Here is a 23,209-nt window from a genome sequence, read left to right on the forward strand (position 1 = left end):
CGTGTGCACGTGCATCTGCTCATGCATTGGCATATGAACACAGCTATGATCCGAGCTAGTTGACACTTGCACCTTGCAACTCGGGGAGCGTCCTGTGCACGACGTGTACAACGGCATGGCGGCCACAGAGCTTCGCGGAGTCGTCTGGCAGAAGAGCAGACACAGCAACTCCCAGGGGTCCTGTGTGGAGTTCGCGAAACTGCCCGGAGGGAATGTGGCGATGCGGAACTCGCGCCACCCCGACGGGCCCGCACTCGTCTATACGCCCGCCGAGATAGAGGCGCTGCTGCTCGGCGTCAAGGACGGGGAGTTCGACCACCTGGCGACGGGCGGCTGAGGCCGCGCGTTCCCGGCCGGGCGATACCGCTCCGGCCGCCGCTCGCCGTACCCCTCGCCGCCGCCCGCCGTACCCCGGCCGCCGGCCCCCGTGCGTTCACCGCTTGCTATTCCGCACGGATTCCGGCGGTTTCCTGCGGTTTCGTACTGTCCGTCAGTGTGTTCTCCGTGAGCCGGAACAGCGCCCAGACCACCTTGCCGCGCAGCGCCGCGCAGTGCGGCTCACCCATCGGTACGGGTGAGGGGTGCCAGCCCCAGCTGTCGCTGAAGGACTCCACCAGGAACAGGCCGCGGCCCGACTCCGCGGAGTCCGGTGCCTCACCGGCCACCGGGCTCTCCTGGCTGGGGTCGCGCACGGCGCACACCAGGCGTGAGGTCCAGCGCATCAAGTGCAGCCGCACCGCCGGTTCCTGGGGGTCGCGCGGCACGTCGTCGGGCAGCGCGTGCCGCAGGGCGTTGGTGACGAGTTCGGACACCACGAGCGCGACATCGTCGAAACGGTCGGTCAGCTCCCACTGACTGAGCGTCGTTCGGGTGAACTTCCGCGCCCCGCTGACCGCTTCGTAGCGGGCGGGAAGCGTGCACGATGCCGATCCGGCGACCGCTGAGGGGTCGATGGGGGGAAGCCCCTGCCTTAACGGCTCGAGCATCGTCGATCCATTCGTCCCCATACGAGGCACTCCCGGGATTCGCGGCTGTAGCGGCACTGCCTGTAGCGGTACTGCGGGGGGTACAGCGGCACAACACGAGCACGCAGGTGCGCAAGGACCATGGTTCCGAATGCGCAGGGCAGATGCAAGGGCAGATGCACGTGCACGCGCCGGACCTGCCCGAAAGCGTGCCGATTCTTACTCATTTCTTCCGTCGGTCAGTTTCGGAGCTTTCAGGACGGCTTCTCATTTCCGTAATCGAATGAGTACGGGCTGAAGCGTTTTGGTGGCAGAATCCGGCACCGGGGTTCAGGGGGGACCCCGGTGCCCGGTAAGCGATGGGGAGGGTCGGACCAGTGTCGGCAGGCGAGTCGAGTGGATCTGTGGTGCGGCGCATCCTGCTGGGCTCTCAGCTCAGAAGGCTGCGTGAGTCGCGCGGCATCACCCGTGAGGCGGCCGGCTACTCCATCCGCGCCTCCGAATCGAAGATCAGCCGCATGGAGTTGGGACGGGTGAGCTTCAAGGCCAGGGACATCGAGGACCTGCTCACGCTCTACGGTGTCGCGGACGAGGCGGAGCGCGACTCCCTCCTCGGGCTGGCCCGGGAGGCCAACGTGGCGGGCTGGTGGCACAGTTACGGAGACGTGCTGCCCGGCTGGTTCCAGACATATGTGGGTCTGGAGGGAGCGGCCTCGCTCATCCGTATCTATGAAGTCCAGTTCGTCCACGGTCTTCTGCAGACCGAGGCCTATGCCCATGCCGTCGTCTCCCGGGGCATGCGCGGAGCGCCCGCCGCGGAGATCGACCGCCGCGTGGCACTGCGCCTCGAACGCCAGAAGGCCCTCGTATCCGAGCGCGCACCCCGCTTCCACGCCGTGCTCGACGAAGCCGCGCTGCGCCGTCCGTACGGCGAACGCGAGGTGATGCGCGCACAATTGCGGCATCTGATCGAAATGTCGGAGCAGCCGAACATCACGCTTCAAGTGATGCCCTTCAGTTTTGGCGGGCATGCGGGCGAGAGCGGTTCATTTACGATGCTGCGTTTCCCGGAATCCGATCTGTCGGACATTGTCTATTTGGAGCAGCTGACCAGCGCCCTCTATGTGGACAAGCCCGAGGAGGTCGCACAGTACGAAAAGGCCATGGTGCGGCTGCACGAGGACAGCCCCGGCCCGGAAGAGAGCCGGGATCTCCTTCGTGGACTACTCCAACTGACATGATTTGTCAGTACGATGACGTCGCATCAGGAGTCTGCGAACGCCTGCAGTAAGGGATTGCATGTCCTACTTCCACGCCTTGGCCCACCAGTACATCGACGGCGAGTGGCTGACCGGAAGCGGCTCGTGGGACATCATCGATTTCAATCCCTACAACGGTGAGAAACTCGGTTCCATCACCGTCGCCACGGCGGTGGAGGTCGACCGGGCCTACCGCGCGGCCGAACGTGCCCAGCAGGAGTGGGCCGCCACCAATCCGTACGAACGCCGTGCCGTTCTGGAACGCGCCCTGCGCATCACGGAGGAGCGCACCGGTGAAATCGTCGAAGCGGTCATGGAGGAGCTGGGCGGCACCCGGATCAGGGCGGAGTACGAGGTCCGCGGCGGCCGGGAATTCCTGAGCGAGGCGATCCGGCAGGCGCTGCGGCCCACGGGGCGGCTGCTGCCCTCGGTGACGGACGGCAAGGAGAACCGCCTCTACCGGCTGCCCATCGGCGTCATCGGGGTGATCAGCGCCTTCAACTTCCCCTTCCTGGTGACGATGAAGTCGGTCGCGCCCGCCCTGGCGCTGGGCAACGCGGTCGTCGTGAAACCCCATCAGAACGCGCCGGTCGTCGGCGGGGCGCTGATCGCCCGGATCTTCGAGGACGCCGGGCTGCCGGCCGGGCTGCTCAATGTGGTGGTCACCGACAGCGCCGAGATAGGCGACGCCTTCATCGCCCACCCCGTGCCCAAGGTGATCTCCTTCACCGGCTCGGACCGGACGGGCCGCCATGTGGCCGCCACCGCCGCCGGGCTCTTCAAGCGGACCATCCTGGAGCTCAGCGGCAACAGCGCCCTGGTGGTGCTGGAGGACGCGGATGTGGAGTACGCGGTCCAGGCGGCCGTCTTCAGCCGCTTCCTGTACCAGGGGCAGGTCAGCATGGCGGCCAACCGCATCCTGGTGGACCGGCGGGTGGCGGAGCGCTTCACCGAGCGGTTCACCGCCGAGGTGGCCGCGCTCAAGGCCGGGGACCCGCGCGACCCGGAGACCCGGATCGGCCCGGTCATCAACACCTTCCAGGCCGACGCGCTGGCCGCCCTGGTCGAACAGGCGGTCGCGGACGGGGCGACGGCGCTCGTACGGGGCGGTATCCGGGGCAATGTCGTCGGGCCGACCGTCCTGACCGGAATCCCGGAGGACTCGCCGCTGCTGGCCCAGGAGATCTTCGGCCCGGTAGCGCTGCTGATGACGTTCGACGGCGAGGAGGAGGCCGTACGGATGGTCAACGCCAGCCCGTACGGCCTGAGCGGCGCCGTGCACACCGCGGACGCCGAACGCGGGGTGCGGTTCGCGCGGCGCATCGTCAGCGGGATGTTCCACGTCAACGACTCCACCGTGCAGGACGATCCGCTGGTCGCCTTCGGCGGCGAGAAGCTGTCCGGGACCGGGCGGCTGAACGGTGAGGCGGTCGTGGAGGCCTTCACCACGCAGAAGTGGATGTCGATCCAGCACGGCCGGACGGTCTTCCCCCTCTGAGGTCCGCCGCGCCCTCCCGCGCGGGCATCTGCCTCCGGCGTCCCCTCCGGACGGCCCGCCCCGGCGCGGGATACCCTAGTCAAAGTTGATTAGGAAGGAAGGGCGGTATGTCCGCGATCCGGCTGCTCGTCCTCGGCGCCGTGCGTCAGCACGGCCGCGCGCACGGCTATCAGGTCCGCAACGACCTGGAGTACTGGGGCGCGCACGAGTGGTCCAACGCCAAGCCGGGATCGATCTACCACGCCCTGAAGCAGATGGCGAAGCAGGGACTGCTGCTCGCGCACGAGACCGCCCCGTCCACGGCCGGCGGCCCGCCCCGCACGGAGTACGAGATCACCGGCCGGGGGGTCCAGGAGTACCGCACCCTGCTGCGCTCCGCCATCACCTCGTACGACCAGAAGATGGACGTGCTCTCGGCCGCCGTCGGCTTCATCGTCGATCTGGAGCGGGCCGAGGCGGTGGCGCTGCTCCGGGAGCGGATCGCCGTCATCGAGTCGTGGCGGTCCTCGGTCACGGAGTACTACACCCCCGAGGGCGGCCCCGAATCGCTCGGGCACATCGGCGAGATCATGAACCTGTGGGTGCATTCGGCGGACGCGGGTGCCGAGTGGACGCGCGGGCTGATCGAGCGGATCGAGGGTGGGGCGTACACCTTCGCGGGTGAGGGCGAGTCGTTCGTCGGGGTCCTCGCGGAGGGCGAGGAGAACCCGTACGCGACAGGGATCCCCGATCTGGGGGACGACCACTAATCAAGTTTGACGAATGCCTTCGGGCCGGTTACCTTTGCCCCGCTAGTCAAGTTTGACTACGGAAGGGTGGCGGGAATCTTGACCGACGCGATCGTCATGGAGGGCGTGCGCAAGCGGTACGGGGACAAGCGCGCCCTGGACGGGCTGGACCTCGCCGTCGCCAGGGGCACCGTGCACGGTGTGCTCGGCCCGAACGGGGCCGGCAAGACCACGGCCGTACGCATCATGTCGACGCTCCTGCGGCACGACGCGGGCCGGGTGGAGGTGGCGGGCCTGGACGTCCGCGACCGGGCGGGCGAGGTGCGGCGCAGGATCGGCCTGCTCGGGCAGCACGCGGCGGTGGACGAGGAGCTGAGCGGCCGGCAGAACCTGGAGATGTTCGGGCGGCTGTACCACCTGGGCGCACGCCGGGCGGGTGCGCGGGCGGACGAACTCCTGGAGCGGTTCGGGCTCGCGGACACCGGGCGCAAGGCCGTCAAGCGGTACAGCGGAGGCATGCGCAGACGGCTCGATCTGGCGGCGTCGCTGATCACCGGACCGCAGGTGCTGTTCCTGGACGAGCCGACGACCGGCCTCGACCCGCGCGGCCGGACGGAGGTGTGGAACGCCGTCCGTTCCCTGGTCGGCGGCGGCACCACGGTCCTGCTCACCACGCAGTATCTGGAGGAGGCGGACCAGCTGGCGGACCGGATCTCGGTGATCGACAGCGGCAGGGTGGCCGCGGCGGGCACCGCCGACGAGCTGAAGGCACTGGTCGGCGGCGACCGGGTCGATGTGATCGTGCGTGACGCGGCACGGCTGGGGGAGGCGGCGGCGCTCCTGCCCGGCGCGGGCCTGGTCGTCGACGAGGACCGGCGGCTCCTCAGCGCCCCGGCCCCGGACCGGATGGCCGCCCTGACCCGGACCGTACGGGCGCTGGAGGAGGCGGGCATCGAGGCGGAGGACATCGCGGTGCGCCGCCCGACCCTGGACGAGGTGTTCCTGTCCCTCACCGACCGGAAGGCGGACCACACGGAGGTGGCGGCATGAGCGCGGCGACGATCGGCACATCGGACAGCGGGACGGCGGACTCCGGTACGCCGGACCTCGGGGCGGGCGCGTCCCGTACCGGCGGGATCGGCTGGGCCCTGGCCGACTCCTGGACGATGACCCGGCGCGAACTGGCCCACTGGGCACGGCAGCCGGTCCAGGTGGTCGTCGGCCTGGTCTTCCCGGTGATGCTGCTCCTGATGTTCAACTACCTGGTCGGCGGCGGCCGGGGCGTCGACGGCGACAACACCGAGTTCCTGGTGCCCGGCATGCTCGCGCTCACCATGGCCTTCGGCCTGGAGGCGACGATGCTCGCGGTCACCCAGGACCTGGGCAAGGGTGTCATCGACCGGTTCCGCTCGATGCCGATGGTCCCGGGCGCGGTGCTGGTCGGCCGGAGCGTCGCCGACATGCTCCAGTCGGTGGCGGCCCTGGCCGTGATGATCGGGGTCGGCTGCGCGGTCGGCTGGCGCTGGCACAACGGACTCGCCGCGGCCCTGGGGGCGGTGGGCCTGCTGCTCCTGCTGAGGTTCGCGATGCTGTGGGTCGGCATCCACCTGGCGATGGTGGCGGGCAGGCCGGAGATGGTGCAGGCGGTCCAGATCCTGGTCTGGCCGGTGGGCTTCCTCTCCAACGTCTTCGCCTCCCCCGAGTCGATGCCGGGCTGGCTGGGCGCGGTGGTCGAGTGGAATCCGATGTCGGCGACGGCCACGGCGGTGCGCGGTCTGTTCGGCAACCCGGGCGGGGCGACCGGCTCCTGGGCGGCCTCCCACGCCGAACTGCTGGCGGTGCTCTGGCCGGTGGCCCTGGTCGCGGTGTTCCTCCCGCTCGCGGTACGGAGGTTCGCCCGGCTGAACCGCTGAGCCGCCGCCCGCCGGGTAGCCGCCCGGTGAGCCGCTGAACGGTTCACCGGGCGCCGCCGCCTCAGTGGTGGAACGAGGTGACCGGGCCGCGGTCGTGGCTCAACGGATGGCGCTGCGCCCGGAGTTCCGGCAGCAGCAGCCGCAGATCCTCGATCAGGAGTTCCGCCAGATCCGCCGAGAACCCGTTGCGGCACACCACGCGCAGGACCGACAGATCCTGGCGGTTGGCGGGGAAGGTGTACGCGGGCACCAGCCACCCGCGCTCCCGCAGCCTGCGGGACACGTCGAACACGTCGTACGTCCGGGTGTCCGCCGTCGTCGTCACGGCGAACACCGGCAACTCGTCGCCCCGGGTCAGGAGCCGGAAGTCGCCCAGCTCCTCGACCGCGCGGGCCAGGCCGCCCGCCACGTCGCGGGACGCCTGGTGGACGGCCCGGTAGCCCTCCCGGCCCAGCCGCAGGAACGTGTAGTACTGCGCCACCACCTGGGCCCCGGGCCGGGAGAAGTTCAGCGCGAACGTCGGCATGTCGCCGCCCAGGTAGTTGACCCGGAAGACCAGCTCCTCCGGGAGTTCGGCCGCCGAGCGCCACAGCGCCCAGCCGACCCCGGGGTAGACGAGCCCGTACTTGTGCCCGGAGGTGTTGATGGACGACACCCGGGGGAGCCGGAAGTCCCACAGCAGGTCCTCGTCCAGGAACGGCGCCACCATCGCGCCGGACGCCCCGTCCACATGGACCGGGATGTCGAGACCCGTACGCTCCTGGAGTTCGTCCAGGGCCGCGCACAGCTCCGCGACCGGCTCGTACGAACCGTCGAACGTGGAGCCGAGGATGCCGACGACACCGATGGTGTTCTCGTCGCACAGGTCCGCCGCGGCCTGCGGGTCGAGGTGGAAGCGGCCACCCTCCATCGGGACCTGCCGCGCCTCGACCTCCCAGAACGTGCAGAACTTCTCCCAGCAGACCTGCACATTGATGCCCATCACCAGATTGGGCCGGGCGGTGGCCGGGTAGCGGTCGGCGTTCCGGGCCGCCCAGCGCCGTTTCAGCGCCAGTCCGGCGAGCATGCACGCCTCGCTCGACCCCGTGGTCGAACACCCCACGGCCGCCGCCGGGTCGGGCGCGTTCCACAGGTCGGCGAGCATCGCCACACAGCGCCGTTCCAGTTCGGCGGTGCGCGGGTACTCGTCCTTGTCGATCATGTTCTTGTCCCGGCACTCGCCCATCAGCACCCCGGCCTGGGGTTCCATCCAGGTGGTGACGAACGTGGCCAGGTTGAGGCGGGAGTTGCCGTCGAGCATCAGCTCGTCATGGACGAGCCGGTACGCCGTCGAGGGCGGCAGCGGACCGTCCGGCAGCCGGTGCGTGGGCGGCGCGAACTCCATCCCCGCGGCCGGGTCCGCCTCGCCGAAGAAGGGGTTGAGGGCGAGCCGGCGCCGCTCCTCGGTGGGTTCGGTCCGGTGCGGATGGGCACCTCGGTGGAGCGCCATGGTGTCGTGTCCTCTGCTCAGCTCTCGGTGGCCCTGAGGCCGGCCTTGATGGCCCGGGTGAACTTCACGACCCGCTCCGCCTGGACGCGGGCGGCGGTCAGGGTCTGCTCACCGACCGGGATGTCGCCCTGTCCCGCGACGTGCGAGGTGCCGTACGGGTTTCCGTCGACGAACTTCGTCGGGTCGGTGTAGCCGGGCGCGACCAGGATTCCGCCGAAGTGGTGGATGGTGTTGTAGAGCGCGAGCAGCGTGGACTCCTGGCCGCCGTGGGCGGTGGCGCTGGAGGTGAAGCCGCTGTACACCTTGTCGGCGAGCTTGCCCGCCTGCCACAGGCCGCCGAGCGTGTCGATGAACTGCTTGAGCTGGGCGGTGACGTTCCCGTACCGGGTCGGCGAGCCGAAGATCACCGCGTCCGCCCAGATCATGTCGTCGGGCGCGACCTCGGCGATGTCCTCGGTCGCCTTCGCGTTGGCGGCCCACGCGGGGTTGGAGTCGATGGCCGCCTGCGGGGCGAGTTCCCCGGCCTTGCGCAGCCGTACCTCCGCACCGGCCTTCTCGGCGTCCCGCGCGATGGCCCTGGCGATCGCGGCGACGGTGCCGGTGGAGGAGTAGTAGATGACGGCGACATTGACGGGCGTGGACATGCGGAGACCTCCGTCGAACCGATCCGGCGCTGAAACCCGGGCATGACTGAAGCGAGGCGTAGCTCTACGAAGGGGACGATACGGACATTCGTCGCGCATGGCTCGTCGGGTGCCGCACCCGGGGCGTCCGGACCGCCGGGCGTCGCGCGGCCTCTGGGCCCGCACGCCCGTGGCCCCTGCGTCCCCGTGCCCCTCACCTCAGCGGCGTGCCGTCCTCGTGCAGCTGCATCTGGGGGCGCCCGGTCACCAGCAGCCAGGCGGGCAGGGTGGCCACGCACAGCAGGGGGAGTACGGCCGTGTCGCTGACCAGCACCGCGGCCGTGAACAGGCTCAGCCAGCCCTGCCGGGTGATGGCGAGCAGGACACCGAGAACCGCGCAGGACACCGCGACGGCGGGCGGCACCGCGTCGACCAGCGCATGGGCGCAGAGCCCGAGGGCCACCCCGGCGAAGACGGCCGGGAAGATCCGGCCGCCCCGGAAGCCGCAGGTCGCGGCGATGGTCAGGGCGGCCATCTTCACCACGGCCATCACCGCGAACTCCCCGGCCGACCACCCCGATGGGTCGGCGGAGATCTCCTTCACCTCTTCGAGCCCCTTGAAGAGGGTGAGATGTCCGCCCAGCGCGCCCAGCAGCCCCAGCAGCAGCCCGCCCGCCGTGAGGGCGAGCACGGGGTGCCGCAGGGCCCGGAACGCTCGGTGCGCCACCGGGAAGGCGTACACCGCCACCAGTCCGAGCAGCGCTCCCGCCGAGGCGATCACGAGCGAGGCGAGCAGATCGCCCCACTTCGGCTGCGTGTAGCCGGGCAGGGACAGGTCGAAGCTCGGATGGTCGATCAGCGTCATGGTCAGCGCCCCGGCCGCGCCCGCCGCGAGCGGGGCGAAGAGCCGGTCCCAGAGCGCGCCCGGGTCGCCCCGCGAGGCGAGGGCCTCCGAGAGGATCAGGGCCGCCGCGACGGGGGTGCCGAACAGGGCGCCGATGGTGCCGGCCGCGGCGAGCGAGACCCAGAGTTCGGCCGGCGCGCCGGGCGCGGCGCGGCGGCCGAGCCAGAAGGCGAGCGCGATGTTGGCGGCGGTGATCGGGTTCTCCGGGCCGAGGCTCACCCCGCCGGCCAGCGCCAGCATGGTCACCAGCAGCAGTCCCGGGACGACACCGGGCTTCATGGGGGCGTCGACGAGGCCGGTGGTGGCGGGATCGGGGCCGCCGTGGCCGTGCACGGTATGGACGACCAGTCCGACGGCGAGGCCGGTCGCGGTGAGCATCACGATCATCCACAGCGAGGAGTACCGGCCGACGCCGAGCGCGTCGGGAAGGGTCTCCCACAGCACGTCCTGGAGGCGCTCCGCGGCCAGGCTCACGCCGAGCAGGACGAGGGCGGAGACCACGCCCACGACCAGCGCGGGCAGCACGGCCGGCAGCAGCCGCCGGGCGGGTGTGGGCGCGGGGGAGACGGGTGCGGGGGGCGTGGAAGCGGGGGAGTCAGGGGCCACCGGCTCACCATAACGGCGTAAAAGCCTCATAACCCTCATAACGCGGCGCGTGTGCCCCGCCCCGTCTCGCGCTAGGTCTTGCTGATCACCGCCGCCGTCCCGTACGCGCAGACCTCCGTGCCCACATCGGCCGCCTCGGTGACGTCGAAGCGCATCATCAGCACCGCGTTGGCGCCGCGCGCCTTCGCCTGATCGACGAGCCGCTCCATCGCCTGGTTGCGGGTCTCGACCAGGGTCTTGGTCAGCCCCTTCAGCTCGCCGCCGATCATCGACTTCAGCCCGGCGCCGATCTGGCTGCCGAGGTGACGGGAGCGCACCGTCAGCCCGAACACCTCACCGATCACCTGTGTCACCTGGTGACCGGGTACGTCGTTCGTCGTGACGACGAGCACGTCCGCCTGGGCCGCCTGGCCGCCGCCGTAATCCTCAATGCCCATGAGTGGCACCTCCTGAGGACAGCTTTGCCCCGGTTCGTACGGTGCGCATTTTCGCGTACGCCACTGGAACCCGAAGCCCAGCTCCGGCGTTGATAGCTTGGGGCGGCCACGCAGCCGCCATCGAACGATCCTGGAGCCCGGACCCTTGAATACGCTTGCGCTCGGCCCGAGCTGGCTGGACCCGGACTATCTGCTCAACACCTTCGGACTTCCCGGCCTTCTTCTCATCGTCTTCGCCGAGTCCGGACTGCTGATCGGTTTCTTCCTGCCCGGCGACTCCCTGCTGTTCACCACGGGGCTGCTGGTGACCACGGGCGATCTGAAATACCCGCTCTGGCTGGTCTGCACCCTGGTGGCGCTGGCGGCGATCATCGGCGACCAGGTCGGCTATCTCTTCGGCCGGAAGGTGGGCCCGTCCCTCTTCAAGCGTCCCGACTCCCGCCTCTTCAAGCAGGAGAACGTGGAGAAGGCCCACGACTTCTTCGAGAAGTACGGACCGAAGTCGCTGGTCCTGGCCCGCTTCGTGCCCATCGTGCGGACCTTCACGCCGATCATCGCCGGTGTCAGCCGGATGAACTACCGCTCGTTCATCACGTACAACATCATCGGCGGCATCCTCTGGGGCGTCGGCGTCACGGTGCTCGGTGCCCTGCTCGGCAAGATCGACTTCGTGCACGCGCACATCGAGCTGATCCTCATCCTGATCGTGCTGATCTCGGTGGTGCCGATCGTGATCGAGTTCCTGCGCGCCCGCAGCAAGTCGAAGAAGGCTGCGGCCCGGGAGCAGCGTGACGGCGACGGCCGTCCGCCGACGGGCGGGAGCCCTTCCTCCGGCCAGCGAGGCCGGCACGCCAAGCGCTGAGCCGGGCCTCCGCACCACCCGGACACCCATGCGAACGGCGCCCCCTCCGGCATCCGGAGGGGGCGCCGCTTCGCGTACGGGGCCGTTTCGCGCACGGCGCCCTTCCGAGTGCGGGGCGCCGCGGTGTGGAAGCGGAGCTCAGAAGCCGCGTGTCCGCTTGGCCGCGCGGCGGGTCGCGCCCTCGACCGTGCCCGGCACCCGCATGAACAGCCGGGAGATCTCGCTTCCCAGGTTCACCCCGATCGCGATGGACAGCGCGGTCGCCACCGCGGTCGACAGCGAGGCCAGCCCCGTGTCCAGCTCGCCCTGGGCCACACCCAGCAGCCCGAAGTAGGTCGCCGAACCGGGCAGCAGGGGACCGATCGCCGCCGTGATGAACGGCAGCGAGGATGTGTACCGGTAGCGCGAGAACAACTGCCCGAACAGGCCCACCAGTCCGGCGGCCACCGCCGTGGCCGCCACGGGGGAGATGTCACCGGTACGGGCCATCGCCCCGTAGATGATCCAGGCCACGCCCCCGTTGAGCGTCACCATGAGCACGGTGGAACGTTCCTGCTGGAGCAGGACGGCGAACGCCAGGCTCAGGGCCATCGACGCCAGGATCTGCAGCACCGGCCGGTCGTTGGGCACGAACCGCGCCTCCGGATTCAGCCCGACCCCCAGCTGCACCCCCAGATAGAGGATGAGCAGCACCCCGGTGACGATGCCGATGAAGAAGTACATGACTTCGAGCAGCCGGGCCGCGGCGGTGATGTAGTAGCCGGTCAGGCCGTCCTGCACACCCGCGACCAGCGCCCGCCCGGGGAGCAGCGCGAACAGCCCACCGGTGATCACCGCGGACGGACGGATGTCGGTGGAGTGGGTCAGGGTCAGCGCGACGCCCATCGCGGCGGGCGGCATGGCCGCGACCATGAACTGGTAGAACTCCGGCAGCCCGCGCCCGGCGCAGAGCCAGGCCAGCCGGTCCCCGAGCATCGCGCCGGCCGCCGCCACGAGGAAGACCAGCACGCCACCGCCGACCAGGACCGAGGCCGCACCGGCGAGCAGCCCGGCGGCGGCGGTCAGCACCCAGCCCGGGTACGGGTGCCGGTTGCGGCGGATCTCCGCGAGGCGCCGGTAGGCCTCCTCCAGCGAGACATCGGCCTCTTCCGTGGTGATGTCGTCGATCAGCCGGAACACGGCGGCCAGCCGGGTGTAGTCCGTTCCCCGGCGGCGTACGGTACGGCTCGCCGTCACCGGGTCGTCGACCAGCGACGGCTGGTGCGAGATGGACAGCAGGGTGAAGGTGACGGTGGGCTCGGACCGGTCCAGACCGTACGAACGGGTCACCGCGAACATCGCCGCCTCGACGTCCTCGGCGCCCTCGCCGCCCGCCAGCAGCAGTTCCCCGATACGCAGCGTCAGGTCGAGCACGCGCGGCACGGCGGGGCCCACGTCGTCCGTCCGCTGCACGCTCTCGGCGGCCGGGCGCTCGGTCACCGGCATCCGCAGCATCGTGCGCATCCGGTCCTGCCAGGGGGCTTCCTTGGTCAGCCGGATCATCGGAATGCCCTGCGCCGGAGTGAACGCGGGCGGCGAATGCTGGGCGCTGTAGGTCCGGGGCGGCGCGAAAGCGGAACTCAGCGTGTCGGAGTTCGACCCGCCGCCCGAGCCGCTGCCCGTACCGCCACCGGAGGCGGTACCGGACCCCGCGCCGGAGCCGCCGGGCGCATCGGTCTGCACACCGGGCGGCAGGGCGAACTCCGACGTCGGATGGTCGTCCTCGGGCGGAGAGGCGGGCCGGCCCGTCCCGGCAGGCGCGGAGAAGGCACTGCGCGCTTCGTCGGACTGGGGCTTCTGGTCCTCGGGACCGCCCTGTTCCGCCACCACTCGACCCCGCTCCTCGTCGTTGCACACCCTTGGCGGCACTTGTGCCCAGTATGGCCACGGACATGGGACCCGCACGCGAACGGGCTCCCGCGCGAACCGGGCACACCGCGCGGGAGAACAGGAAACGGGCGGCACACCCACGAGGGTGTGCCGCCCGTTCCCGTACGGCCGACCGGCTCACAAACGGAACCGGAAGAGCTGCGTCAGTGCGCGCCGCCCTGGGCCTCAAGACGCTTGTACGAGGCCTCGATCTCAGCCTCCGCCTCGGCGCGGCCGACCCAGTCGGCGCCCTCGACGGACTTGCCGGGCTCCAGGTCCTTGTAGACCTCGAAGAAGTGCTGGATCTCCAGGCGGTCGAACTCCGACACGTGGTGGATGTCGCGCAGGTGCTCCACCCGGGGGTCGGAAGCCGGGACGCACAGCAGCTTGTCGTCGCCGCCGGCCTCGTCCGTCATACGGAACATGCCGATGGCGCGGCACTTGATGAGGCAGCCGGGGAAGGTCGGCTCGTCCAGGATGACCAGCGCGTCCAGCGGGTCGCCGTCCTCGCCCAGGGTGTTCTCGACGAATCCGTAGTCGGCGGGGTAACTGGTCGAGGTGAAGAGGCGACGGTCCAGACGGATCCGGCCGGTCTCGTGGTCCACCTCGTACTTGTTCCGCGAACCCTTGGGAATCTCGATGGTGACGTCGAACTCCACGGGTGGCTCCTCCATGATCAACACATACGACTGGTGATTAAGTGTCCCCCACGCAGAAGAGTGCTCGCGAAAGGGGCTGGTCAACGGTGGCCGATCCGGTGGAAAGACCCTCGATCAAGCCGTTGAACAAGTGGGGCGGACTGAAAGACACGCTCAAGGACAAGCTGAGGGACCCGAAGAAGACGTTCGGGTCGGACAACTGGCCGCTCGTCACAGGCTCCGCGCTGCTCGGCCTGGTCGTCGCGGCCGGCGCCGTCATCGCCGCCGGTCCCTGGGACTCCGGTCAGCGTAAGGCCGAGCAGGAGTGGGCTGCCGCCCGGGATCGTACAGGTGGCGCACATCACGGCCGGACGGTGCCCGGCGGACCGGCCCCCGCCCCCAGCGCGCCCGCCGTGCTGAGCGCGCTCGGCACCACCGCCGGCCGGGAGGTCCCCAAGGCTCCCAAGGCCCCCAAGGACACAGCCGGTCTCCCCACCGCCCTCGGCAGGCTGCTCGGCGCGCCCGCGCTCGGCAGCCGCGCCACCGCCGCGGTGATCGACACGGCCACCGGCGAGCAGCTGTACGGGCACGGGGCCGCCACCTTGATGACCCCGGCCTCCACCGTGAAGATCGCCACGGCTGCCGCCGCGCTCTCCGCCCTCGGCCCCGGCCACCGCATCACCACGACGGTCCGGGCCTCGCCCGACCTGCGCACCGTGACCCTCGTCGGCGGCGGCGACCCCACCCTGGACAAGGCCGCCCTGCGCTCGCTGGCGGCCGGTACCGCGCGGGCCCTGCGCGCGAAGGGCGTCACCGCGGCGAACCTGCGCTACGACACCTCCCGCTACTCCGGGCCCGCCCTGCACCCCATCGGGCCCAACGAGAACATCGCCCCCGTCAGCGCCCTGATGGCCGACGAGGGCCGCCTCGACCGCAGCGACCGCGGCCCGGCCCCGCGCAGCGAGGACCCGGCCGGGGACGCCGCCCGCGCCTTCGCGGGGTATCTCGGCGACAACGGCGTCGACACGGGGGCCGAACCCCGCGCCGGCCGCGCCCCCGCCACGTCCGAGCCGGTCGCCACCCACCGCTCCGCCCCGCTGTCCGCCCTCGTCGAACGGGCCCTGACCAACAGCGACAACGACATCGCGGAGGCGCTCGCCCGGCAGACCGCGCTCGCGGCGGGCGAACCGGCCGACTTCAAGGGCTCCCGGCGTGCCGTCACCGCACAGCTCAAGAAGCTGAAGGTGCCGATGACCGGCGCCCGCCTCGCCGACGGCAGCGGCCTCGACCGCGACGACCGGGTCTCCGCGGGAACGCTCGCCGCGCTGCTGGCCCGCGCCGCCGACCCGGACCACCCCGAACTCCGCCCCGTGCTCACCGGCCTCCCGGTGGCGGGCTTCAGCGGCACCCTCGGCGAGCGCTACACCAGGACCTCCGGCGGCACCGGTCTGATCCGCGCCAAGACCGGCACCCTCACGGGCGTCAACGCCCTCGCCGGAACGGTCGTCGACCACCGGGGCCGGCTCCTGGCCTTCGCCTTCCTCGCCTCCGGCACCCCGTCGGCGGCCGAGGCCGAATCCGCCCTCGACGCCCTGGCCACCGCGCTCACCGGGAACACCCGATGAGCGGGGCAACACCCCACCACCGGGCGACACCCTCACGTACGGTTGACGCATGACGAGCATCGGTGGTGCCGAGATGGTCGACTGGAAGCTCGCGGTTGCGACCGCGACCCGACTGGTCCGGCCGGGCCCCGACATCAGCCGCGAGGAGGCCCGCGCCGTCGTCGCGGAGCTCCGCAGGCATGCCAAGGCCTCGGAGGAGCACGTCCGTCACTTCACCCGGATGATCCCGGAGGGGACCGAACCGGAGGACACCCCGGTCCTGGTCGTCGACCGGGCGGGCTGGATCCGCGCCAACGTCGCGGGCTTCCGGGAACTGCTCCGCCCGCTCCTGGAGAAGATGCAGGACCGCCGCGGCGGCGGGGCGGGCGGCGCCGTGCTCGGCGCGGTCGGCGGCAAGGTCACCGGCGTCGAACTGGGCATGCTGCTGTCGTTCCTGGCCTCCCGGATCCTCGGCCAGTACGAGACGTTCGCCCCCGCCACCCGTGAGCTGCCCGGCTCCGCCAACGGCGGCGGCCGGCTGCTGCTCGTCGCCCCCAACATCGTCCACGTCGAGCGCGAACTCGACGTCGACCCGCACGACTTCAGGCTCTGGGTGGCCCTCCACGAGGAGACCCACCGCACCCAGTTCACCGGGGTGCCCTGGCTCCGTGACCACCTCCAGGGCGAGATCCAGTCCTTCCTCGACGAGACCGACGTCGACCCGGTGACCGTCCTGGAGCGGCTGCGCGAGGCCGCGCAGTCCCTTTCCGGCGGCAGCCGCCCCGAGGGCGAGCGGGGCGAGGACGGCGGGCGCAGCCTGGTCGAGGTCGTCCAGACGCCCGGTCAGCGCGAGATCCTCGGCCGTCTCACCGCCGTGATGTCGCTGCTCGAAGGGCACGCGGACTTCGTGATGGACGGCGTCGGCCCCGACGTGGTCGCCTCCGTCGGCGAGATCCGGGAGAAGTTCCAGCAGCGCAGGGCGCGCGGGGCGAGCCGTCTCGACCTGGCGCTGCGCAAGCTCCTGGGCCTGGACGCCAAGCTGCGGCAGTACCGCGACGGTGAGAAGTTCGTCCGGACCGTGGTCGACGAGGTCGGCATGGACGGCTTCAACCGGGTCTGGACCTCGCCGAACACCCTGCCGACCAAGGCGGAGATCGCCAGCCCGGCGGACTGGGTCGCGCGGGTGCACCGTAAGGCAGAGTCATGAGCCGACCCGGCCCGACGGCCGGAGAATGCCCCTCCAATCACCCATCCGAGGGACCATAAGGGCATGGGTAGGCGTGCAATGCTCGATGAACAGCTTTGCTCTGTCACCATCGACGCACTCTGAGTGACGGGACACACCTGTTCCGGCACCCGACGCACCCCGAACTTCATGAAGGGCACCGGACATGGGTCCCCATCCTGCGGTCGCGGCGATACGCCTGGCGGTCCGCCGCGTACTTCACGACGTACTCACCGACTACAGCCGGCACTTCGACCACGACCGGCATCCGGAACAGGCGCAGCACTCCCCGCGCGCCGAGCACATCCGGTTCGCCCGCGCCGGCGCGGGCGCCGCCCGCACCGCACTCCCCGAACGGCCCGCCACCCCCCTCGTGCTCGTCGCGTGCTCCGGCGGCGCCGATTCCATGGCGCTCGCCTCCGCCCTCGCCTTCGAGTCCCGCAAGCTCGCCGTCCGGGCCGGCGGCATCACCGTCGACCACAACCTCCAGGCAGGATCGGGCCTGCGCGCCGCAGAGGTCGTCGCCCGGCTCACCGCCATGGATCTCGACCCCGTCGAGTCCGTCGCCGTGGACGTCGGGCGCGACGGCGGACCCGAGGCGGCCGCCCGCGACGCCCGCTACGCCGCGCTGGACGCCGCCGCCGAGCGCCACGGCGCCGCCGCCGTCCTGCTCGGCCACACCCGCGACGACCAGGCGGAGACGGTTCTGCTCGGCCTCGCCCGCGGCTCCGGCATCCGCTCGCTCTCCGGCATGGCCGCCGCGTCCGGACCGGCCGACCGCTACCGCCGCCCCTTCCTCCAGCTCGACCGGCAGACCGCCCGCAAGGCCTGTCTGGTCCAGTCGCTCCCCGTCTGGGACGACCCGCACAACATCGACCCCGCCTACACCCGCTCCCGGCTCCGCCACGAGGGCCTGCCCGCCCTGGAGAAGGCCCTCGGCAAAGGAGTCGTCGAGGCACTCGCCCGTACGGCCCAGCTCTCCCGCGACGATGCCGACGCCCTCGACACCTGGGCCGCCGAGGCCGAGGCCTCCGTGCGCGACGACGACGGCCGGCTGGAGTGCGCCAAGCTCTACGTCCTGCCGCCCGCGGTACGCCGCCGGGTGCTGCGCCGGGCCGTGATCGACGCCGGTGCGCCGGCCGGATCGCTCTTCGCCCGGCACATCGAGGAAGTCGACCGCCTGATCACCGGCTGGCGCGGCCAGCGGGCCCTCAACCTGCCGGGCCGCGTCGAAGCCCGGCGGCAGGGTGGCAGACTGGTGATTCGGCAGAGCTGAAGCGCAAGCGGCTGAAATGCAGGCGAAACAGCCGGCCGGGCCCGGGGGCAGCCCCGGGTCCGACGGGCGAAGAAAGAGACGCGGGTGAACGAGAAGGACATGGGTACCGACCTTCAGTCGGTGCTCCTCACCAAGGAAGAGATCGACGCGAAGCTCGTCGAGCTGGCCGCGAAGATCGACGCGGAGTACGCGGGCAAGGACCTGCTCATCGTCGGTGTCCTCAAGGGCGCGGTGATGGTCATGGCGGACCTGGCGCGCGCGCTGTCCACCCCCGTCACGATGGACTGGATGGCCGTCTCCTCGTACGGCGCGGGGACCCAGTCCTCCGGCGTCGTCCGGATCCTCAAGGACCTGGACACCGACATCAAGGGCAAGCACGTCCTGATCGTCGAGGACATCATCGACTCCGGTCTGACCCTGTCCTGGCTGCTGTCCAACCTGGGCTCCCGGGAGCCGGCCACGCTGGAGGTGTGCACCCTGCTGCGCAAGCCGGACGCCGCGAAGGTCGCGATCGACGTGAAGTGGATCGGCTTCGACATCCCCAACGAGTTCGTCGTGGGCTACGGGCTGGACTACGCGGAGAAGTACCGCAACCTTCCCTTCGTCGGCACACTCGCCCCGCACGTCTACGGCGGCTGACGCCCCGAAGGGTCCGAACCACCCCGAACCGTCCCCGAAGCCGGGCGGACTCTGGGGAACCCTCACTGTTTTCCCGCCGTTGAAGGCTTCGAAAGCGGGATTCCCGGACGTCCCAGGCCGTCGCAGGCGACAATGCTGGGGTACCGTCCGAAGAACAGTCTTTATCTCACAGCAGCATTTACCTACGGGCAGGAGGGACGGGGCGACTTCGCTCCGTATGGATGGACGTGAAGCGATACTTCCGTGGGCCGGTCATGTGGATCGTGCTGGCCGTCCTCGCCGTGGTCGTGTTGATGCAGGTCGTCGGCTCGTCTGGCGGCTATAAGACGGTGGACACCGGCAAGGTGATCCAGGCGATCAGCAAGGACCAGGTGGAGCAGGCCAAGCTGACCACCGGTGACGAACAGAATCTCAAGATTGAGCTGAAGGACGGCCAGAAGCTCGACGGCGAGTCCGGCAGCAAGTTCCAGGCGAGCTACATCGGCAACCAGGGTGTCGAGCTCGCCGACACACTGCAGAAGAAGTTCGAGAGCGGTGACATCGAGAAGGGTTACACCGTCTCGCCGTCGAAGCAGTCCCCGTTCGTCTCGATCCTCCTCTCGCTGCTGCCCTTCGTCCTGATCGTGGTCGTCTTCCTGTTTCTGATGAATCAGATGCAGGGCGGCGGATCCAAGGTCATGCAGTTCGGCAAGTCCAAGGCCAAGCTGATCACCAAGGACACCCCCAAGACGACGTTCGCCGATGTGGCGGGGTCCGACGAGGCTGTCGAAGAGCTCCACGAGATCAAGGAGTTCCTCCAGGAGCCGGCGAAGTTCCAGGCCGTCGGCGCCAAGATCCCCAAGGGCGTCCTGCTGTACGGGCCGCCCGGTACGGGCAAGACGCTGCTCGCCCGCGCTGTCGCGGGTGAGGCGGGCGTGCCGTTCTACTCGATCTCCGGTTCCGACTTCGTCGAGATGTTCGTCGGTGTCGGTGCCTCCCGGGTCCGTGACCTCTTCGAGCAGGCCAAGGCGAACGCCCCGGCGATCGTCTTCGTCGACGAGATCGACGCTGTCGGCCGGCACCGCGGTGCCGGTATGGGCGGCGGTCACGACGAGCGCGAGCAGACCCTCAACCAGCTGCTCGTCGAGATGGACGGCTTCGACGTGAAGGGCGGCGTCATCCTGATCGCCGCCACGAACCGCCCGGACATCCTCGACCCGGCACTGCTGCGCCCGGGACGTTTCGACCGGCAGATCGCGGTCGACCGCCCGGACATGCTGGGCCGCCTCGAAATCCTCAAGGTGCACCAGAAGGGCAAGCCGGTCGCGAAGGACGTCGATCTCGGCGCCGTCGCCCGCCGTACACCCGGCTTCACCGGTGCCGACCTGTCGAACGTGCTCAACGAGGCCGCGCTCCTCACGGCGCGCAGCAACAAGACACTGATCGACAACAGCATGCTCGACGAGGCCATCGACCGCGTCGTGGCGGGCCCGCAGAAGCGGACCCGGATCATGTCCGAGAAGGAAAAGAAGATCACCGCGTACCACGAGGGCGGCCACGCCCTGGTCGCGGCGGCTTCTCCCCAGTCGGACCCGGTCCACAAGATCACGATCCTCTCCCGCGGTCGCGCCCTCGGATACACGATGGTGCTCCCGGAGGAGGACAAGTACTCCACGACGCGCAACGAGATGCTCGACCAGCTGGCTTACATGCTGGGCGGGCGCGCGGCCGAGGAGCTGGTCTTCCACGACCCGACCACCGGCGCGGCGAACGACATCGAGAAGGCCAGTGCCACGGCCCGCGCGATGGTCACGCAGTACGGCATGACGGAGCGGCTCGGCGCGATCAAGTTCGGCGGCGACAACACCGAGCCCTTCCTGGGCCGGGAGCTGGGGCACCAGCGCGACTACTCGGAAGAGGTCGCGGCGCTCGTCGACGAAGAGGTCAAGAAGCTCATCGAGACCGCGCACAACGAGGCCTGGGAGATCCTCGTCGAGAACCGCGACATTCTCGACGCCCTCGTCCTCGAACTCCTGGAGAAGGAGACGCTCGGCAAGGAGCAGATCGCCGAGATCTTCGCCCCGATCGTGAAGCGCCCGGCCCGCCCGGCGTGGACCGGCTCCGCCCGGCGCACCCCGTCGACGCGTCCGCCGGTGCTCTCGCCCAAGGAGCTGGCCCTCACCAATGGCGCCTCCACCGCCAATGGTTCGGCGGCTCCGGCGGAGATCGCCCCGAAGGACCTGACGAAGGACATCGCCCCGTCCACCGAGGCGATTCCGGAGGAGCGTCCGGAGAGTTAGCCCCGCGCCGACTCCGGTGTGACCCCTGTCATGGAGGTCCCGCCGGGCCCGGAATGGATGCCGCGCCCCCCAGGTTTTAGCCTGTGGGGGCGCGGCTTTTCCGTATGCCTGCGGGGTTTGCGCAGCCCGCGCTTGTGACAGCACAGAGGAACGAGGCACAGATGACCGACCCGGTGACGCTGGACGGCGAGGGTTCGATCGGCGAGTTCGACGAGAAGCGGGCCGAGGCGGCGGTACGCGAGCTGCTCATCGCGGTCGGCGAGGACCCGGACCGTGAGGGCCTGCGGGAGACGCCGGGGCGGGTGGCACGTGCGTACAAGGAGATATTCGCGGGCCTGTACCAGGAGCCCGAGGACGTTCTCACGACCACGTTCGACCTGGGCCATGACGAGATGGTGCTGGTGAAGGACATCGAGGTGTTCAGCACATGTGAACACCACCTGGTGCCGTTCCGCGGTGTCGCGCACGTCGGCTACATCCCGGCGACCACCGGGAAGATCACCGGTCTGTCGAAGCTGGCGCGGCTGGTCGACGTCTACGCCCGCCGCCCGCAGGTGCAGGAGCGCCTCACCACGCAGATCGCCGAGTCGCTGATGCAGATACTGGAGCCGCGCGGTGTGATCGTCGTCGTCGAGTGCGAGCACATGTGCATGTCGATGCGGGGCATCCGCAAGCCCGGCGCGAAGACGATCACCTCGGCGGTACGCGGTCAGCTCCGCGATCCCGCGACGCGGGCCGAGGCGATGAGCCTCATCATGGCGCGCTGACGCCGTACGGCTGCGGCCCGGGGCGGTTCAGCGGCGAAGGGGACAGGGGCACGGGGGCCGCTCACGCGGCGGCCGTGCTCTTGTCGTCGTCGTGGTCCTCGGGGAGGCGGCAGACCCGCTCCAGGAACATCGCGGCCGCGATGACGGCGATACCCGCCACCACCGCGAGGCCCGCGTAGATGGCCTGGTCGCGACGGGGCGGGATGTCGAGGGAGCCGAGCAGATGGACACCCACGCCGCCGTACATCCCGGCGACCAGAGCGGCGACCAGCGCGCTCGCCTGGCCGAAGACGACCGCGCGGGCGGCCATCAGCGGCTCGACGCCCTTCGCTCCCGGCCGGCGCTCGCGCTGGGCGCGCAGCCGGGCGCGGATGGAGATCGCCGTGGCGAGCAGGACCACCGCGATCACCGCGAGCACGACCGGGGCGGCCAGCGGCACGCTCGGCAGGCTGTCCAGCGAGTCCCAGAGCCTGGCCACGCCCCAGGACAGCACCCCGGCGGCGGCGAAGAGGCCCGCCAGCACCCTGAGCCGTAGTTGCTTCACCGCGTGAGCCGCCCTTCGCCGCCGTTGCCGGTCCGGCCGCCTCCGGGCGGCCCGTGTCCTTCGAGCCTAACGACTACTCGGGCAGCCGGAGTTCCAGATCGCCGCGGGGCAGTACGCCCTCGCGTCCCACCCCGGCCAGCAGGTCGGCGACCGCTCCGGTCCCGGGCAGCTGTGCCCCGGGGTCCACGTCGTGCCACGGGGCGAGCACGAAGGCCCGCTCGTGGGCGCGGGGGTGGGGGAGCGTGAGCGTCGGATCGTCGGAGACCACATCGGCGTACGACACGATGTCGACGTCGATCGTGCGCGGTGCCCAGCGCTCGTCGCGGACCCGGTCGAAGGCCTCCTCGATGGCCTGACCGCGCTCCAGCAGGGAGGACGGGGGCAGCGTCGTCCTCACAACGACCACCGCGTTGAAGTACGAGGGCTGGGAGCCGGGCTCGACGCCCCAGGGCTCCGTCTCGTAGACCGGGGAGACCGCTTTGACCCGGAGGCCGGGGGTGTCCTCCAGCGCGTCGATGGCGCCCTGGAGGGTCTCCAGGCGGTTGCCCAGATTGGAGCCGAGCGAGAGCACCGCCCGCTTGGGGTTGGAGAGGGTGATGTCCGCGGCGTCCACCTGCTCGACCACGGCGGCGGGGACCGGCTGTACGGTCGGGTCGCTCTGCCCCTCGGTGGAAAACGCAGTCATGCTCGGCTCCGGGTGATGGTGATGGTGACGTCGTCGAAGGGGACGGTGATCGGGGCGTCCGGCTTGTGCACGATCACCTCCACTTCCTGGACTCCCTCGTGCCTGAGGCACTGCTGGGCGATGCGCTCGGCGAGCGTCTCGATCAGATCGACCGGTTCGCCCTGGACGACGTCGACGACCTCTTCCGCGACCACGCCGTAGTGCACGGTGCGCGACAGGTCGTCGGCCGCCGCGGCGGGGCGGGTGTCGAGGCCGAGCACCAGATCCACGATGAAGGTCTGGCCCTCTTCCCGTTCCCGGGGAAAGACGCCATGGTGCCCACGGGCCTTGAGGCCGCGCAGCGCGACACGATCCACGCGA

General features: G+C 70.4%; 23 protein-coding genes. 13 read left to right on the top strand and 10 right to left on the bottom strand.

The annotated features are described in order from the left end of the window. Positions 1-94: 94 nt before the first annotated feature. Positions 95-337 (top strand): DUF397 domain-containing protein, encoded by a 243-nt coding sequence (locus ABT170_RS34445; protein WP_014155487.1) that lies wholly within the window; start codon positions 95-97, stop codon positions 335-337. Between the two features lie 106 nt (positions 338-443). Here the strand turns inward: ABT170_RS34445 and ABT170_RS34450 are convergent, their stop codons facing one another. Next, complete coding sequence (locus tag ABT170_RS34450) at positions 444-986, bottom strand: ATP-binding protein (RefSeq protein WP_329942961.1); 543 nt, start codon at positions 984-986, stop codon at positions 444-446. A 338-nt stretch (positions 987-1,324) separates the two neighbouring features. Between ABT170_RS34450 and ABT170_RS34455 the strand changes: the two genes are divergently transcribed. The 5 genes from ABT170_RS34455 to ABT170_RS34475 all read left to right on the top strand — a co-directional run bounded on the left by ABT170_RS34455 (position 1,325) and on the right by ABT170_RS34475 (position 6,363). Next, positions 1,325-2,206 (top strand): Sco1979 family transcriptional regulator, encoded by an 882-nt coding sequence (locus tag ABT170_RS34455; RefSeq protein WP_266922606.1) that lies wholly within the window; start codon positions 1,325-1,327, stop codon positions 2,204-2,206. Between the two features lie 58 nt (positions 2,207-2,264). After that, a complete protein-coding gene (locus ABT170_RS34460) occupies positions 2,265-3,722 on the top strand; it encodes an aldehyde dehydrogenase family protein (RefSeq protein ID WP_329942962.1) in 1,458 nt (485 codons plus the stop codon). Between the two features lie 107 nt (positions 3,723-3,829). Further along, complete coding sequence (locus ABT170_RS34465) at positions 3,830-4,471, top strand: PadR family transcriptional regulator (RefSeq protein WP_351874132.1); 642 nt, start codon at positions 3,830-3,832, stop codon at positions 4,469-4,471. 78 nt (positions 4,472-4,549) lie between these two features. Then, a complete protein-coding gene (locus tag ABT170_RS34470) occupies positions 4,550-5,500 on the top strand; it encodes an ATP-binding cassette domain-containing protein (protein ID WP_351874135.1) in 951 nt (316 codons plus the stop codon). Positions 5,501-5,616: 116 nt separating this feature from the next. Further along, complete coding sequence (locus tag ABT170_RS34475; RefSeq protein WP_329943029.1) at positions 5,617-6,363, top strand: ABC transporter permease; 747 nt, start codon at positions 5,617-5,619, stop codon at positions 6,361-6,363. A gap of 61 nt (positions 6,364-6,424) precedes the next feature. Here the strand turns inward: ABT170_RS34475 and gad are convergent, their stop codons facing one another. From gad to ABT170_RS34495, 4 genes are all read right to left on the bottom strand, one after another. Further along, positions 6,425-7,852, bottom strand: coding sequence for a glutamate decarboxylase (gene gad, locus ABT170_RS34480; protein WP_351874138.1), 1,428 nt, complete (start codon positions 7,850-7,852; stop codon positions 6,425-6,427). 17 nt (positions 7,853-7,869) lie between these two features. Then, on the bottom strand, positions 7,870-8,496 hold the full coding sequence (gene wrbA, locus ABT170_RS34485; RefSeq protein ID WP_329942966.1) for an NAD(P)H:quinone oxidoreductase: 627 nt from the start codon (positions 8,494-8,496) through the stop codon (positions 7,870-7,872). A 193-nt stretch (positions 8,497-8,689) separates the two neighbouring features. Further along, on the bottom strand, positions 8,690-9,985 hold the full coding sequence (locus ABT170_RS34490; protein ID WP_351874141.1) for an ion channel protein: 1,296 nt from the start codon (positions 9,983-9,985) through the stop codon (positions 8,690-8,692). 71 nt (positions 9,986-10,056) lie between these two features. Then, positions 10,057-10,422, bottom strand: coding sequence for a YbjQ family protein (locus ABT170_RS34495; RefSeq protein WP_266922612.1), 366 nt, complete (start codon positions 10,420-10,422; stop codon positions 10,057-10,059). Positions 10,423-10,567: 145 nt separating this feature from the next. On the opposite strand from ABT170_RS34495, the gene ABT170_RS34500 reads away from it, so the two are divergent. Then, complete coding sequence (locus ABT170_RS34500) at positions 10,568-11,284, top strand: DedA family protein (protein ID WP_329942968.1); 717 nt, start codon at positions 10,568-10,570, stop codon at positions 11,282-11,284. 138 nt (positions 11,285-11,422) lie between these two features. On the opposite strand, the gene ABT170_RS34505 is transcribed toward ABT170_RS34500, so the two are convergent. Further along, positions 11,423-13,153 carry a threonine/serine exporter family protein gene (locus tag ABT170_RS34505; protein ID WP_329942969.1) on the bottom strand — a complete coding sequence of 577 codons (1,731 nt, stop codon included), beginning with the start codon at positions 13,151-13,153 and terminating at the stop codon, positions 11,423-11,425. Positions 13,154-13,356: 203 nt separating this feature from the next. After that, positions 13,357-13,851 carry an inorganic diphosphatase gene (locus ABT170_RS34510; RefSeq protein WP_003968257.1) on the bottom strand — a complete coding sequence of 165 codons (495 nt, stop codon included), beginning with the start codon at positions 13,849-13,851 and terminating at the stop codon, positions 13,357-13,359. Between the two features lie 86 nt (positions 13,852-13,937). On the opposite strand from ABT170_RS34510, the gene dacB reads away from it, so the two are divergent. From dacB to folE, 6 genes are all read left to right on the top strand, one after another. Next, complete coding sequence (gene dacB / locus ABT170_RS34515) at positions 13,938-15,455, top strand: D-alanyl-D-alanine carboxypeptidase/D-alanyl-D-alanine endopeptidase (RefSeq protein ID WP_351874146.1); 1,518 nt, start codon at positions 13,938-13,940, stop codon at positions 15,453-15,455. A 49-nt stretch (positions 15,456-15,504) separates the two neighbouring features. Beyond that, positions 15,505-16,641, top strand: coding sequence for an Rv3626c family coenzyme F420 biosynthesis-associated protein (locus tag ABT170_RS34520; RefSeq protein WP_329942971.1), 1,137 nt, complete (start codon positions 15,505-15,507; stop codon positions 16,639-16,641). Positions 16,642-16,825: 184 nt separating this feature from the next. After that, a complete protein-coding gene (tilS, locus tag ABT170_RS34525; protein ID WP_351874150.1) occupies positions 16,826-17,935 on the top strand; it encodes a tRNA lysidine(34) synthetase TilS in 1,110 nt (369 codons plus the stop codon). A 99-nt stretch (positions 17,936-18,034) separates the two neighbouring features. Continuing rightward, a complete protein-coding gene (gene hpt, locus ABT170_RS34530) occupies positions 18,035-18,574 on the top strand; it encodes a hypoxanthine phosphoribosyltransferase (RefSeq protein WP_073719669.1) in 540 nt (179 codons plus the stop codon). Between the two features lie 221 nt (positions 18,575-18,795). Further along, the gene (ftsH, locus tag ABT170_RS34535) at positions 18,796-20,853 is read left to right on the top strand and encodes an ATP-dependent zinc metalloprotease FtsH (protein WP_329942973.1); all 2,058 of its coding nucleotides are present in this window, start codon (positions 18,796-18,798) and stop codon (positions 20,851-20,853) included. A gap of 161 nt (positions 20,854-21,014) precedes the next feature. Then, the gene (folE, locus tag ABT170_RS34540) at positions 21,015-21,620 is read left to right on the top strand and encodes a GTP cyclohydrolase I FolE (protein WP_329942974.1); all 606 of its coding nucleotides are present in this window, start codon (positions 21,015-21,017) and stop codon (positions 21,618-21,620) included. A gap of 61 nt (positions 21,621-21,681) precedes the next feature. Here the strand turns inward: folE and ABT170_RS34545 are convergent, their stop codons facing one another. The 3 genes from ABT170_RS34545 to folB all read right to left on the bottom strand — a co-directional run bounded on the left by ABT170_RS34545 (position 21,682) and on the right by folB (position 23,205). Further along, the gene (locus ABT170_RS34545; RefSeq protein WP_329942975.1) at positions 21,682-22,164 is read right to left on the bottom strand and encodes a DUF3180 domain-containing protein; all 483 of its coding nucleotides are present in this window, start codon (positions 22,162-22,164) and stop codon (positions 21,682-21,684) included. Positions 22,165-22,237: 73 nt separating this feature from the next. Then, a complete protein-coding gene (gene folK, locus ABT170_RS34550) occupies positions 22,238-22,849 on the bottom strand; it encodes a 2-amino-4-hydroxy-6-hydroxymethyldihydropteridine diphosphokinase (RefSeq protein WP_329942976.1) in 612 nt (203 codons plus the stop codon). Further along, positions 22,846-23,205: a dihydroneopterin aldolase gene (gene folB / locus ABT170_RS34555; RefSeq protein ID WP_329942977.1), complete on the bottom strand. Its 360-nt coding sequence runs from the start codon at positions 23,203-23,205 to the stop codon at positions 22,846-22,848. The genes folK and folB overlap by 4 nt, the downstream gene beginning before the upstream one ends. Positions 23,206-23,209 lie beyond the last annotated feature (4 nt).

It is taken from the genome of Streptomyces sp. NPDC001787, assembly GCF_040297465.1.
GTDB lineage: Bacteria > Actinomycetota > Actinomycetes > Streptomycetales > Streptomycetaceae > Streptomyces.

Excerpts from the sequence above, each read along its gene's own strand:
- ABT170_RS34455 (WP_266922606.1), top strand. The coding sequence starts at position 1,325 with ATGGGGAGGGTCGGACCAGTGTCGGCAGGCGAGTCGAGTGGATCTGTG.
- ABT170_RS34465 (WP_351874132.1), top strand. The coding sequence starts at position 3,830 with ATGTCCGCGATCCGGCTGCTCGTCCTCGGCGCCGTGCGTCAGCACGGC.
- gad (WP_351874138.1), bottom strand. The coding sequence starts at position 7,852 with ATGGCGCTCCACCGAGGTGCCCATCCGCACCGGACCGAACCCACCGAG.
- ABT170_RS34460 (WP_329942962.1), top strand. The coding sequence starts at position 2,265 with ATGTCCTACTTCCACGCCTTGGCCCACCAGTACATCGACGGCGAGTGG.
- ABT170_RS34495 (WP_266922612.1), bottom strand. The coding sequence starts at position 10,422 with ATGGGCATTGAGGATTACGGCGGCGGCCAGGCGGCCCAGGCGGACGTG.
- folE (WP_329942974.1), top strand. The coding sequence starts at position 21,015 with ATGACCGACCCGGTGACGCTGGACGGCGAGGGTTCGATCGGCGAGTTC.
- folK (WP_329942976.1), bottom strand. The coding sequence starts at position 22,849 with ATGACTGCGTTTTCCACCGAGGGGCAGAGCGACCCGACCGTACAGCCG.
- hpt (WP_073719669.1), top strand. The coding sequence starts at position 18,035 with ATGGGTACCGACCTTCAGTCGGTGCTCCTCACCAAGGAAGAGATCGAC.
- wrbA (WP_329942966.1), bottom strand. The coding sequence starts at position 8,496 with ATGTCCACGCCCGTCAATGTCGCCGTCATCTACTACTCCTCCACCGGC.
- ABT170_RS34520 (WP_329942971.1), top strand. The coding sequence starts at position 15,505 with ATGACGAGCATCGGTGGTGCCGAGATGGTCGACTGGAAGCTCGCGGTT.
- tilS (WP_351874150.1), top strand. The coding sequence starts at position 16,826 with ATGGGTCCCCATCCTGCGGTCGCGGCGATACGCCTGGCGGTCCGCCGC.
- ABT170_RS34475 (WP_329943029.1), top strand. The coding sequence starts at position 5,617 with ATGACCCGGCGCGAACTGGCCCACTGGGCACGGCAGCCGGTCCAGGTG.
- ftsH (WP_329942973.1), top strand. The coding sequence starts at position 18,796 with ATGGACGTGAAGCGATACTTCCGTGGGCCGGTCATGTGGATCGTGCTG.
- ABT170_RS34450 (WP_329942961.1), bottom strand. The coding sequence starts at position 986 with ATGCTCGAGCCGTTAAGGCAGGGGCTTCCCCCCATCGACCCCTCAGCG.